The sequence below is a fragment of the Nonomuraea sp. NPDC050022 genome (assembly GCF_044460705.1).
In the GTDB taxonomy this organism is placed as follows: Bacteria; Actinomycetota; Actinomycetes; order Streptosporangiales; family Streptosporangiaceae; genus Nonomuraea.
In genome coordinates this window covers 170,370-182,475 of sequence record NZ_JBITKE010000015.1, presented here as the reverse complement: position 1 = coordinate 182,475, position 12,106 = coordinate 170,370, and the positions used below count along the sequence as shown (strand labels likewise).

Here is a 12,106-nt window from a genome sequence, read left to right as displayed (position 1 = left end):
GAGAGCAAGTCAACTAGCGCGGGGCCACAAGCCCGTCTATGTAGTCGAGGTAGCCCGTCGCCTTGTCCTGTTGATCCCCGTCCATCCGTTCGAGCATTGGTTCGACCATGGTCTTCTGGTCGCGCGCGAACCGGTTGATCTTCGGTGAGCGCGGCTCGGCTCGCTCCAGCCTCCTGATGCCGGACCGGGTCGAGTCCTCCATCTCCTTGAGCGTCTTGGTGACCAGCGGTCCGTCGCCGGACGAGCCGAGCAGCTGGGCGACCTCGGCCGCCCGGGTCTTGGCCGAGACCAGCTCGCGCTCGGCCCGCTGCACGTCGTCGGTGCTGAGCCGGACCAGCGTGCTCTCCGCGGCGCGCTTGAGCGGGTAGAGAGTGTCGCCGGGCAGCGCGTGGTAGGTGACGAAGGCCGACAGCATCATGGCCGCCGCCAGGCCGAACGTGGCGGCCTGGGAGAGCCAGGAGAGCCGCCGCCCAGGACGGCGATGGGAGCGGCGGGCTCGTACGGGCTCGGGGAGGCGCTGCGCGGACAGGAGCTCGGCGCGGAGACGTTCGCGGAAGGCGGGGGCCGGACCCCCGCCCAGCGGGAGCCGTCGCAGCTCTGTGAGGTGTTCGAGCACGCGCTCGCGCGATCTGCGCGCCCTACCCATGACAGCTCCCTGACGCCGCCGGGGAATCCGATCGTGACATCTGCCTAACGACGTGCCGCTGGTGGAGGTTACGCCAGGTCGTGCTTGAGAGCCCTGGCCAGGGCCCGGATCGCTCGGAACTGCAGGGCTTTGATCGCTCCACTCTTCTTCCCCATGATCAACGCGGTCTCGGCGAGCGACAGGCCGTGCAGGAACCGCAGAACCACGCATTCCTGCTGCTCGGGGTTCAGATCCTGGACGGCGCGGAGCATCCGGTCGTTGATGATGGCCGTGACGACGGCGTTCTCCGGGATGTGCGGGCCGTCGAGCGGGACGTCGATCACCTCCCCGGTCGGGATCTCCAGGCGATAGCGGCCGGACTTGAAGTGATCGGTGACCAGGTTCCTGGCGATGGTGACCAGCCAGGCACCGAAGTCACGGCCCTGCCAAGTGAAGTCGGTGATCCGGCGCAGGGCGCGGAGGAAGGTCTCGCTGGTGAGATCCTCGGCCAGCGGATGCGAGCCGACGCGGAAGTAGATATAGCGATAGACAAGATCCACGTATCGGTCATAGAGCGTGCCAAAGGCATCCGAGTCTCCGGTCTTGGCGTGCAGCACCAGCATGCGGAGGTCATCGGGAATCTCTTCGCGCACGGCAAGCTCGCTCGTCCGGGCGGGACCAGCGACCGCTGGTGGGAGCAGCCCGGCGAACGGCCACGAGTCAGGCATCCGGTATCCCTAGGGGTAAGGGGTGCGGCGTGCTCGAACACTCTAGAAATCAACCGGAAATTCCACAATCCGCTTCGCGAAGGCATGACTAGCCGTAATCGGCCGATACCGTGTGGACCGACCCGTTCCCTCTTCGGCTACCGGCTGGGAGGCATAGTCCGGCAGCATTGGAGTCACCATGGAGATCCTCGTTGCTGTCCTAGCCTTTGTCGGTGCCCTCCTCGCCGCGATCGGCGCAGTCGCCCTGGTCCGGCGCCTGCGAGACGAGGTGGAGGGGTGGTTGATCGCCTGGACCGTTTCAGCCGTCGCGCTCTGCCTGGCGCTCGGCGCGATCGGCGTCGGCTATCTGATGGGGTTCGGGGACGTCACCTTCAAGGTCTACCAACTGACCGGATCCCTCCTCGCGCCCTTCTGGCTGGCCATCGGACTGGTCCAACTCCTGTCGGAGAAGGTGCCGCCGAAATTCGCCGGCTGGCTGTTCGGGATCGCGTTCACCGTCGTCGCCGTGGTGGTGCTCACCTTCGACCCGGTGAGCGGGGGCAGCGAGATGGGCAAGGTGCTCCCCGCGGCCGAGGGGCACTGGGACGTCATCCCCCGCTACCTGCTGATCGGCGCGCACTCCATCGCCGGGCTGATCATGCTGGCGGCCGTGGTGATCGCGGCGCTGCGCTGGCGCAACGGTGACGAACTCGACACCGACAACCTGCACGCGGTCATGGTCATCGCGCCTTCGGGCATCGCGATCATCGGGGCGATGAGGTTCGCGGTGCCGGGCTTCTTCGCCACCGCGCTGTTCGTGGTGGCCGCCGCGGGCATCTGGTACGCCGTGCTGCGCCCCCTGGCGCCGTACGAGGACGACGACGAGGACGACGAGTTCGAGGGCCACCGCGGCGAGCGGTCCGGCGAGCGGCCGGCTGAGCGGTCCTCCCATGGCCGCCGGGCCATGCGGGATCGGGACCCCTTCCCCCAGCCGGACTCCTTCCCCCACTCGGAGCCGTTCCTCCCGTCGGACTCCTTCCCCCGGTCGGAGCCCTTCCCCCAGCCGCTCGCCGACTTGCCGATGCAGGGGCCGCCCCAGCAACAGCAGCAGCCGCCTCCCGGTCAGCCCCGCCGGTCGGGCCTGGGCGATCTGGTGGCCGAATACCGGGCGGGCGACCAGCCGGTCGACTACGCCGCCCGGATGGCGCCGCCGCCCGACCAAGGCCCCTCGACCGGCTACATCATGAACGGCGGGCACGGCGCCGGGCCGCAGACCGGTCCCCAGGACTTCGGGATGCCCGCCACGGGCGCGGTCTACCCGGGGGCCGAGTTGTTCTCCACCGGCTCCCGCGCGGCCCAGCAGCCCCCTCAGGGCCAGCCTCCTCAGGCTCAGCCCGCGCGGGCGCCGGCCCCGCAAGCCCAGCCTCAGCAGCAGGCGGCCTCCAGCCGGCCCTCACCGAGCATCTACGGCATGCTGACGGTCTTCACCCTCATGGACGGCTCGGGCGAGGCGTTCGACCGCCTGGCGGAGGCCACGGTCGAGGCCGTACGCCGGGGCGAGCCAGACACGCTCATCTACGCCTGCCACGCGGTCAAGTCGGCCCCGCTGCAGCGCATCGTCTATGAGCTCTACCGCGACGAGGTGGCCTACCGCGACCACCAGCGCCAGCCGCATGTCGAGCGGTTCGTCAACGAGCGTCAGGCCATGGTGCTGGCCACCAACATCATCGAGCTGAACGTCAACGCCGCCAAGGTCGTACCGCTCCCGACCGCGATGTTCTAGTCACTAAACGTTCTAACCGCTCAGGGTCCTAGCCGCTCAGCGCGGCGCGCAGCCGGTCTTCGGAGACCCGCCAGAAGTCGTGCTGGACTCCGTCGACCAGAGTGACCGGGATCATCTCCCAGTATTTCTCCCGCAACTCCTCGGAGGAGTCGATGTCGACCTCCTCCCACGGCACACCCAGGTCTCCCGCCACGCGGGAGACGACCTCGCGCGCGTCGTCGCAGAGGTGGCAGCCCGGCCTGCCGAGCAGCGTGATGCGGTGCATGCACCCAACCGTATCGTGCCGACTTTGTGCATCGCTTCACAAAGGGATTAACCTGAAAGGCGGTTCGATTTCATTCACGCGGCCGGCAGGCCGCTCGTCCCCTGGAGCTCCGGCACGTGAAGAGCCCGTCCCAGTCCCGTGACCGCGGGATCCCCGAGGCAACGGTCGCCCGGCTCCCGTTGTACCTGCGGGCGTTGAACGGGATGGCCGAACGCGGCACCGCGACCGTCAGCTCCGAAGATCTGGCCATGGCCGCGGGCGTCAACTCCGCGAAGCTCCGCAAGGACCTGTCCCATCTGGGCTCGTACGGCACCCGAGGCGTCGGCTACGACGTCGAATACCTCGTCTACCAGATCTCCCGCGAGCTGGGCCTGACCCAGGACTGGGCCGTGGCCATCGTCGGAGTGGGTAACCTTGGCCGGGCACTGGCCAATTACGGTGGTTTCGTCTCCAGGGGCTTCCGTGTGGCCGGGCTTCTCGACGCCGACCCCGAAGTCGTGGGCGACGATATAGCGGGGTTGAATGTTGAGCACATAGACGTCCTGGAAGCCGTCATCGAACGGCGTGGGGTCTCGATCGTGGTTCTGGCGACACCCGCGATAGCGGCGCAGGAAGTCTGCGATCGTGTGGTGGCGGCCGGGGTCACCAGCATCCTGAACTTCGCGCCCGTAGTGCTTTCTGTACCAGATGGCGTGGATGTCCGTAAAGTCGACCTATCAATAGAACTGCAGATCCTTGCGTTCCATGAGCAGCGCAAAGCAGGGGGGCCACTTATGGCCGTGGACAGTCAATGAGTCTTCTCACCATCGGACTCAGCCACCGGACAGCTCCGGTGGCCATGCTCGAGCGCGTATCGGTGTCCGGCGAGGCGCTCGTCAAGCTCCTGCACGACGTGCAGCAGGACGTGTGCGTCGCCGAGGCCATGGTGGTCTCGACGTGCAACCGAGTAGAGGTTTACGCGGCCGTCGACCGTTTCCACGGCGCCGTCACCGCGATCAGTCGCTTGCTGGGCGTCCACTCGGGCGTCCCCGTGGAAGAGTTGCAGCCGCACCTCTACGTCCACTACGAAGACCAGGCCGTCGAGCACCTGTTCGCGATGGCCTGCGGCCTCGACTCGATGGTCGTGGGCGAAGGGCAGATCCTCGGCCAGGTTCGCCGGGCGCTCACCCTGGCGCAGAAGCAGGGCACCATCGGCGCCACCCTCAACGAGCTGGTGCAGCAGGCGCTGCGGGTCGGCAAGCGCGCCCACGCCGACACCGACATCGACAAGGCGGGCGCCTCCCTCGTCACCGCCGGACTGGCGCTGGCGGGCGACCTCGCCGGGCGCCGGGCGCTGGTGGTCGGCGCGGGCTCGATGAGCTCGCTGGCCGCCACCACGCTGGCCCGCGCGGGCGTGACCGACATCGTGGTCGCCAACCGCACCTTCGAACGAGGCGTACGCCTGGCGGCGTCCGTAGGCGGCAGGGCGGTGGAGTTCGCCGCGGTTCCCCGAGAGCTCGCGACGGCCGACATCGTCATCTCCTGCACGGGCGGCGGCCGGCACGTCATCACCCCCGACATCGTCCCCTCAGGCGCGTTCCTGCTGGACCTGGCACTGCCGCACGACATCGACCCCGCTGTCCGCGAGGTGCCCGGCGTCACGCTGGTCGACCTGGAGACCATCCAGGAATCGGGCATAGGCTCAAGGGAGGGCGACACCGTCGACTCGGTGCGCAGGCTCGTCGCCGAGGAGCTGGCCGCCTTCCTCACCGCCGAGCGAGCCGCCAAGGTCACTCCGACCGTGGTGGCGCTGCGCAGCAAGGCGGCGACCGTGGTCGAGGCCGAGCTGGGCCGGCTCCTGATGCGCATGCCCCAGCTCGACGGCAAGGCCAGGGACGAGGTGGCGCAGACTGTGCAGCGGGTCGTCGACAAGCTGCTTCACGAGCCCACTGTGCGTGTCAAACAGCTCGCCACCAGCCCGGGAGGCGATCATTATGCCGAAGCGCTGCGCGAGTTGTTCGACCTGGATCCGAAGATGCCCGAAGCCGTGAGGGAGGTGGAGTTGTGACACTGCGCTTGGGCACCCGGCGCAGCCTGATGGCGACCACGCAGTCGCAGATGGTCGCCGACTCCTACACCGAACGGACCGGGCGCGCCATCGAGCTGGTCGGCGTCACCACGTTCGGTGACGTGACCAAGGCTCAGGTGGCGCAGCTCGGTGGCACGGGCGTGTGGGTCAGCGCGCTGCGTGACAAGCTGATCGAAGGCGAGATCGACTTCGCCGTCCACTCGCTGAAAGACTTGCCGACCAAGCCGGACCCGCGGGTGACGCTGGCCGCCATCGTGGCCCGGCACGATCACCGCGACGCGCTGGTCGGCCCGGCGAAGTTCGCCGACCTGCCCACCGGAGCCAGGATCGGCACCGGCTCGCTGCGCCGGATCGCCATGCTCAGGGCGCTGCGCCCCGATCTCGAGTACGTCCCGATCCGCGGCAACGCCGACACCCGGATCGGCAAGATCGCCGCCGGCGAGGTCGACGCGGTCGTGCTCGCCTCGGCGGGCCTGACCAGGATCGGCCGGGACGTGGAGATCGCGCAGATCTTCGAGGTCGAGGAGCTACTGCCCGCGCCAGGGCAGGGCGCCCTGGCCGTGGAGTGTCTCTCCGGCAACGCCGACCTGATCTCCTTCCTCGGTGTGCTCGACGACCCGCGGACGCGCTCCGCGGTGTCGGCCGAGCGCTCCGTCCTGTCCGCCCTCGAGGCCGGCTGCTCATCCCCCGTGGGTGCCTTCGCCGTCGATGACGGGCAGACCCTTAACCTCACCGCCATGGTCGTCTCTATCGACGGCCAGCAGGCGGTGCGCAAGTCCGCCGCCGGCTCTCCTTCCGAGTCTGTGAAACTCGGCCAGCTCCTCGCGGCCGAGATGATCTCCGAAGGGGCCGACAGATTGATGGGGGAGCAATCCCGTTGAGCTCCGATAGTCCAACCTCCGGTTTCCTCGCGTTCGTGGGCGCGGGCCCCGGCGATCCGAACCTTCTCACGCTCCGCGGCGCCGAACTGCTGGCCAAGGCCGACGCGGTCGCCCTCGACGAGGAGCTGTTCGGCTCGTTCCTGCGCCACTGCAGAGAAGGCGTGGAGATCGCCTCCGGCGACCTCGTCAAACGCGCCAAGGCCGGGCAGTTCGTCGTACGCCTGTGCGAGGGCGACCCGATGCTCTTCTCCTCGATCGCCCGCTCGATCGAGGAGGAGGTCGCGGCCTGCGCCGCGGCGGAGGTGGACTTCGAGATCGTGCCCGGCGTGCCGCCCGCGACCGCGGTGCTCACCTACGCGGGCATCCCGCCGGCGGCCGACGTGCCGGAGTTCCGGATCGTCGACGCCGCGCACGAGCAGGACTGGGCCGCCCACGCCGCCTGCCAGGGCACGCTGGTCATCTACAACGGCCTCGCCGGGGCCGTGGCGATCGGCAAGGCGCTGGTGGCCGGTGGCAAGCCCGACAGCACGCCCGTGGCGGTCAGCAGTGGCGGCACCACGACCGAGCAGTACACCGTCGTCTCGACGCTGGCCAGGCTGCAGGCCGACATCAAGCACGCGGGCTTCACCGAGCCCGCGCTGATCGTCGTCGGCGACGCGGTCGGGCAGCGCGACAAGCTGTCGTGGTTCGAGACCAAGCCGCTGTTCGGCTGGCGGGTGCTGGTGCCGCGCACCAAGGAGCAGTCCGAGAAGCTGTCCGAGCAGCTCACTTCCTACGGCGCCGTGCCGGAAGAGGTGCCGACCATCTCCGTCGAGCCGCCGCGCACGCCGCAGCAGATGGACCGCGCGATCAAGGGCCTGGTCACCGGGCGCTACGAGTGGGTGGCGTTCACCAGCTCCAACGCGGTCAAGGCGGTGCGCGAGAAGTTCGAGGAGTACGGCCTCGACGCACGCGCCTTCGCCGGGCTGAAGGTGGCCGCCGTGGGCGACGCCACCGCGCGGGCGCTGGTCGAGTTCGGCGTCAAGCCCGACCTGCTGCCCTCGGGCGAGCAGTCGTCGGAGGGCCTGGTGGCCGAGTGGCCGCCGTACGACTCGATGCTCGACCCGATCAACCGGGTGCTTCTGCCGCGGGCCGACATTTCCACAGATACCCTCGTGGCCGGCCTGACAGAGCTAGGCTGGGAGTGCGACGACGTCACGGCCTACCGCACCGTACGAGCCGCACCGCCCCCCGCCCCGATCCGCGAGGCGATCAAGGGCGGCGGGTTCGACGCGGTGCTCTTCACCTCCTCCTCGACCGTGCGCAACCTCGTGGGCATCGCCGGCAAGCCGCACAACGTCACCGTGATCGCGGTGATCGGGCCGCAGACCGCGAAGACCGCCGAGGAGTTCGGGCTGCGCGTCGACGTCATGGCCGACCGGCCGTCGGCGTCCGCCTTGGCCGCCGCGCTGGCCGCGTACGGTGCCAAGCAACGCCAGGCGGCCCTCGCCGCCGGCGACAGCCCGCGCCGGCCGTCGCAGAACCGCAGAGGCGCCAGAAGGAGAGCCAAGTGAGTGCTGACTACCCGGTCGCCCGGCCGCGCAGGCTCCGCCGCAGCCCCGCGATCCGGCGCATGGTGGCGGGCACCAGACTGCACCCCGCGGACCTGATCCTGCCGCTGTTCGTCAAGGAGGGCATCGACCAGCCGCAGCCGGTCGCCTCGATGCCCGGCGTGTTCCAGCACACCCGCGACTCGCTGCGCAAGGCCGCCCACGAGGCCGCCGACGCCGGGGTGTCCGGGGTGATCCTGTTCGGCATCCCCGCCGTCAAGGACGCGCGGGGCTCGGCGGCCGACGACCCCGAGGGCATCCTGCAGGTCGCGCTGCGCGAGGTGAGCGCCGAGGTGGGCGACGCGGTGGTGGTCATGGCCGACACCTGCCTCGACGAGTTCACCGACCACGGCCACTGCGGCGTGCTGACCGACTCCGGCGACGTCGACAACGACGCGACGCTGGAGCGCTACGCCTCGATCGCGGTCGCCCAGGCCAGGGCCGGATCCCAGATGATCGCGCCGAGCGGCATGATGGACGGCCAGGTCGGGGCCATCAGGGCGGCGCTCGACGCCGACGGCTTCGCTGACCTGCCGATCCTCGCCTACACCGCCAAATACGCCTCCGCCTTCTTCGGCCCCTTCCGCGAGGCCGCCGAGTGCGCGCCGCAGTTCGGCGACCGCAGCACCCACCAGCAGGACCCGGCCGGGCCGCTGGGGGACGCGATGCGCGAGCTACGCCTCGACCTCGCGGAGGGCGCCGACGCCGTCATGGTCAAGCCCGCGATGGCCTATCTGGACGTCATCAGGCGCTTCCGCGACGAGGTCGACGTGCCGGTGGCGGCCTACCAGGTGAGCGGCGAGTACGCGATGATCGAGGCCGCCGCGGCCAACGGCTGGATCGACCGCGACCGGATGATCATGGAGTCGCTGGTCTCGATCAAGCGCGCGGGCGCCGACCTGATCCTGACGTACTGGGCCACCGAGGTGGCGCGCCGCCTGTGAACCAGGGGGTTTCCCGTTGATCGCTGAGGCCTGTGCGTTAGAGTGCAATAACAAGTGCTGGTGTGTCCCGCGTGTGCTTTGCAGCCAGGAGCCGGGGCCTCTTCAGGCGCTTGGATCGACGGGAGACACCATGGTGGGGGTACCACTCGCTCGGCGTACCAAGAAACGGCCGCGCCCGACACGGATCGACACCGTCCTGGGCTATGCCGCTCTCGGCTGGCCGAGCGTGCCAGGTGCCCATCCGCTGCGTCAGGGCGCCCGCTCCTGCTCCTGTGACCGCCTCGGCTGCCCCGACCCGGGCGCGCATCCGCTGTCTCCCGCCTGGCACCTACAGGCCACGACGGACGCCACTCAGCTCACGCGCTGGTGGCGGATGGACCCCGACGCCAATGTGATTCTGCCCACCGGCCGGGTGTTCGACGTCTTCGACGTACCGCTCGACACGGGCCTGTCGGCCCTCACCCGCATCGACGGCGCCTCGGCGCACTCGGGCCCGGTCGCCGCCAACGGTGACCGGGTCCTGTTCTATGTGGCCACCCGTGGCAATCCCGACGACGAGGACGAGTGGTGGTCCTGCCAGCTCGACTGCGAGCCCGGCACCATCGACGACAATCCGGGCCTGCGCTGGCACTGTCGCGACAGCTACGTCCTGGCCCCACCCTCCACGCTGCCCACCGGCCAGCCCGTCTCCTGGCTGCGTCCGCCGGACGGCCGTCCGCTGCCCGATCCGCTGCGCATCCTCGACTGGCTCGCCGACTAGACCGCCGTGGCCCGGGACTAACCTGGAGCGCGTGAGCCGTACACAGAACTCCGAGGACCTGTTCGCCCGCGCCCGCGCCATCGTGCCGGGTGGCGTCAACTCCCCGGTCCGCGCGTTCGGCGCGGTCGGCGGCACGCCGCGCTTCATGGCCTCCGGGCAGGGTCCCTATCTCACCGACGTCGACGGCAACCGCTACGTCGACCTGGTCTGCTCGTGGGGGCCGATGATCCTCGGCCACCGCCACCCCGCCGTCGTCGAGGCCGTCTCGTCGGCGCTGTCCCACAGCCTCTCGTACGGCACCGCGACGCCGGGCGAGGTCGAGCTGGCCGAGGAGATCGTCGCCAGGGTGGCGCCCGTGGACAAACTCCGGCTGGTCAGCTCGGGCACCGAGGCGACGATGAGCGCGGTGCGGCTGGCCCGCGGGTTCACCGGGCGGTCGAAGGTGGTCAAGTTCGCCGGGTGCTACCACGGTCACGTGGACGCGCTGCTGGCCTCGGCGGGGTCGGGTGTGGTCACGTTCGGGCTGCCGGACACGCCTGGCGTGACGGGGGCGTCGGCGGCCGACACCATCGTGCTGCCGTACAACGACATCAGCGCGGTGGAGCAGGCATTCGCCTCGGCCGAGATCGCCTGCGTCATCACCGAGGCGTGCCCGGCCAACATGGGCGTGGTGCCGCCGCTCGACGGCTTCAACGCGCGCCTGCGCGAGCTGTGCACGGCCAACGGCGCGCTGCTGATCATGGACGAGGTGCTGACGGGCTTCCGGGTCTCGCCCTCGGGCTGGTACGGGCTGGACCCGGTCGACGCCGACCTGATGACCTTCGGCAAGGTCATGGGCGGTGGGTTGCCGGCGGCGGCCTTCGGCGGGCGGGCCGACGTCATGTCCTGCCTGGCGCCGGAAGGACCGGTCTACCAGGCGGGCACGCTGTCGGGAAACCCGCTGGCCTGCGCCGCCGGATTGGCCACGCTACGCGCGCTCGACGCCGGCTCCTACGCCAAGGTGGACGCGGCGGCGCTGGCGGTCGGCCAGGCCGCTTCCGACGCCCTCGCCGCGGCGGGCGTGCCGCATCGGTTGCAGCGGGCGGGGAGCCTGTTCTCGGTGTTCTTCACGGATGCGCCGGTGACGGACTTCGACGGTGCGCGGGCCCAGAACACCGCGGCGTACACCGCCTTCTTCCACGCGATGCTGGATCGCGGGGTCTATCTGCCGCCGTCCGCGTACGAGGCCTGGTTCCTCTCGGCCGCTCACGACGACGAGGCGCTCGGTCAGATCGCCGACGCCCTACCGGCAGCCGCCAAGGCTGCCGCGGCGGTCCTCTGAACAGTTACTTGGCGGCCGGCTTCTGGTAGCGGACGCGCTGGTCCCGAGCCTGCTCGGCGAGGGTCTTGAGGTAGGAGATGGTGGTCGACTGCTGCTTCTGCGCCTTGTTGTTTCTCATGCATATATTTTCTCCTGCTACAGAGTGAAGGACAAGCGAGACTTTCTACGCTAAACCCTTTAGACTGGCTTACATGTTGGACTTGAACCGTCTCAAGGCCCTTCACGCTGTGCACATCTACGGCTCGGTGGGCGCCGCGGCCGACGCGCTCATGGTCACGCCGTCGGCCGTGTCGCAGCAGATCGCCAAGCTGGAGCGTGAGACCGGTGCCCGGCTCATGGAGCGCAACGGGCGCGGGGTGCGGCTGACAGACGCCGCCGGGCTGCTCGCCGACCACGCCGAGCGGATCCTGGCCCTGGTGGAGACCGCCGAGGCGGACTTCGAGGCGCTGCGCGGCGAGGTCGTGGGACGGCTGAACATGTCCGCGTTCCCGACGGCGGCGCGCGGGCTGATGCCCTCCGCCCTGACCGCGCTCAAGCGGCGCCATCCGGACCTGCACGTCCAGATGCACGAGCGCGAGCCGGAGCGCATCGTGCGCGACGTGGCCAGGGGCGAGCTCGACCTGGGCGTCATCCAGGACTGGATGAACCGGCCGATCGCCCTGCCCGAAGGGCTGTCCCGGTCCACGCTGCTCGACGACATCGCCGACATCCTGCTGCCCGCGGACCATCCGCTGGCCGGCAACAAGGAGGTCGAGCTGGCCGCGCTGCCCGCGAACGAGCGGTGGATCAGCTCCTCGCCCGGCACCGTCTGCCACGACTGGCTGGTCTACACGCTGCGTAACGCCCAGCTGGAGCCCGAGATCTCCTGTATGGCCGACGAATATCCGACCCAGATGGCGCTGGTGGCGGCCGGGCTCGGCTGCGCGATCATTCCCCGGCTGGGGCGTGACTGCGTGCCCGACGGGGTGGCTGTGGTGCCGTTGCGGCCCAGGCAGTCGCGGCGCATCTACGTGATCTGGCGGACGGACGCGGCTCGGCGGCCGGCGATCCGGGCGGCGGTCGAGGCGCTCGCGGACGCCAGCCGTACCAAGGAGAACGCCTGGGCGGTCGCCTAGCGGGCGCGCCGGGGTTGTTCGCAGGACGGGCGAGATCGCGGAACGGGC

12 protein-coding genes are annotated in these 12,106 nt (G+C 69.8%); 9 read left to right on the top strand and 3 right to left on the bottom strand.

The annotated features are described in order from the left end of the window. Positions 1–13: 13 nt before the first annotated feature. Positions 14–646: a DUF5667 domain-containing protein gene (locus tag ACIBO2_RS48160; protein ID WP_397304473.1), complete on the bottom strand. Its 633-nt coding sequence runs from the start codon at positions 644–646 to the stop codon at positions 14–16. Positions 647–714: 68 nt separating this feature from the next. Further along, a complete protein-coding gene (locus ACIBO2_RS48155) occupies positions 715–1,353 on the bottom strand; it encodes a sigma-70 family RNA polymerase sigma factor (protein WP_357655008.1) in 639 nt (212 codons plus the stop codon). A 178-nt stretch (positions 1,354–1,531) separates the two neighbouring features. On the opposite strand from ACIBO2_RS48155, the gene ACIBO2_RS48150 reads away from it, so the two are divergent. Further along, positions 1,532–3,115, top strand: coding sequence for an antibiotic biosynthesis monooxygenase (locus ACIBO2_RS48150; RefSeq protein ID WP_358546595.1), 1,584 nt, complete (start codon positions 1,532–1,534; stop codon positions 3,113–3,115). A 28-nt stretch (positions 3,116–3,143) separates the two neighbouring features. Here the strand turns inward: ACIBO2_RS48150 and ACIBO2_RS48145 are convergent, their stop codons facing one another. Continuing rightward, the gene (locus tag ACIBO2_RS48145; protein ID WP_357954639.1) at positions 3,144–3,380 is read right to left on the bottom strand and encodes a glutaredoxin family protein; all 237 of its coding nucleotides are present in this window, start codon (positions 3,378–3,380) and stop codon (positions 3,144–3,146) included. 116 nt (positions 3,381–3,496) lie between these two features. On the opposite strand from ACIBO2_RS48145, the gene ACIBO2_RS48140 reads away from it, so the two are divergent. The 8 genes from ACIBO2_RS48140 to ACIBO2_RS48105 all read left to right on the top strand — a co-directional run bounded on the left by ACIBO2_RS48140 (position 3,497) and on the right by ACIBO2_RS48105 (position 12,058). Next, the gene (locus ACIBO2_RS48140) at positions 3,497–4,174 is read left to right on the top strand and encodes a redox-sensing transcriptional repressor Rex (RefSeq protein ID WP_358546592.1); all 678 of its coding nucleotides are present in this window, start codon (positions 3,497–3,499) and stop codon (positions 4,172–4,174) included. Then, complete coding sequence (locus tag ACIBO2_RS48135; protein ID WP_358546589.1) at positions 4,171–5,427, top strand: glutamyl-tRNA reductase; 1,257 nt, start codon at positions 4,171–4,173, stop codon at positions 5,425–5,427. Before ACIBO2_RS48140 ends, ACIBO2_RS48135 begins: the two co-directional genes overlap by 4 nt. Further along, on the top strand, positions 5,424–6,329 hold the full coding sequence (hemC, locus tag ACIBO2_RS48130) for a hydroxymethylbilane synthase (RefSeq protein WP_358546586.1): 906 nt from the start codon (positions 5,424–5,426) through the stop codon (positions 6,327–6,329). Before ACIBO2_RS48135 ends, hemC begins: the two co-directional genes overlap by 4 nt. Next, positions 6,326–7,882: a bifunctional uroporphyrinogen-III C-methyltransferase/uroporphyrinogen-III synthase gene (locus ACIBO2_RS48125; protein WP_358546583.1), complete on the top strand. Its 1,557-nt coding sequence runs from the start codon at positions 6,326–6,328 to the stop codon at positions 7,880–7,882. The genes hemC and ACIBO2_RS48125 overlap by 4 nt, the downstream gene beginning before the upstream one ends. Then, positions 7,879–8,862 carry a porphobilinogen synthase gene (gene hemB / locus ACIBO2_RS48120; RefSeq protein ID WP_358546580.1) on the top strand — a complete coding sequence of 328 codons (984 nt, stop codon included), beginning with the start codon at positions 7,879–7,881 and terminating at the stop codon, positions 8,860–8,862. Before ACIBO2_RS48125 ends, hemB begins: the two co-directional genes overlap by 4 nt. A 130-nt stretch (positions 8,863–8,992) precedes the next feature. Next, positions 8,993–9,622, top strand: a complete 630-nt coding sequence (locus ACIBO2_RS48115) for a bifunctional DNA primase/polymerase (protein ID WP_358546577.1) — start codon at positions 8,993–8,995, stop codon at positions 9,620–9,622. 31 nt (positions 9,623–9,653) lie between these two features. Beyond that, positions 9,654–10,943 (top strand): glutamate-1-semialdehyde 2,1-aminomutase, encoded by a 1,290-nt coding sequence (gene hemL, locus ACIBO2_RS48110; protein WP_358546574.1) that lies wholly within the window; start codon positions 9,654–9,656, stop codon positions 10,941–10,943. Between the two features lie 191 nt (positions 10,944–11,134). Next, positions 11,135–12,058, top strand: a complete 924-nt coding sequence (locus tag ACIBO2_RS48105; RefSeq protein ID WP_358546571.1) for a LysR family transcriptional regulator — start codon at positions 11,135–11,137, stop codon at positions 12,056–12,058. Positions 12,059–12,106: the final 48 nt, after the last annotated feature.

What these genes read in the sequence shown, in the direction of transcription:
- ACIBO2_RS48150 (WP_358546595.1), top strand. Translation starts at nt 1,532, where the DNA reads ATGGAGATCCTCGTTGCTGTCCTAGCCTTTGTCGGTGCCCTCCTCGCC.
- ACIBO2_RS48160 (WP_397304473.1), bottom strand. Translation starts at nt 646, where the DNA reads ATGGGTAGGGCGCGCAGATCGCGCGAGCGCGTGCTCGAACACCTCACA.
- ACIBO2_RS48115 (WP_358546577.1), top strand. Translation starts at nt 8,993, where the DNA reads ATGGTGGGGGTACCACTCGCTCGGCGTACCAAGAAACGGCCGCGCCCG.
- ACIBO2_RS48145 (WP_357954639.1), bottom strand. Translation starts at nt 3,380, where the DNA reads ATGCACCGCATCACGCTGCTCGGCAGGCCGGGCTGCCACCTCTGCGAC.
- ACIBO2_RS48155 (WP_357655008.1), bottom strand. Translation starts at nt 1,353, where the DNA reads ATGCCTGACTCGTGGCCGTTCGCCGGGCTGCTCCCACCAGCGGTCGCT.
- ACIBO2_RS48105 (WP_358546571.1), top strand. Translation starts at nt 11,135, where the DNA reads ATGTTGGACTTGAACCGTCTCAAGGCCCTTCACGCTGTGCACATCTAC.
- ACIBO2_RS48135 (WP_358546589.1), top strand. Translation starts at nt 4,171, where the DNA reads ATGAGTCTTCTCACCATCGGACTCAGCCACCGGACAGCTCCGGTGGCC.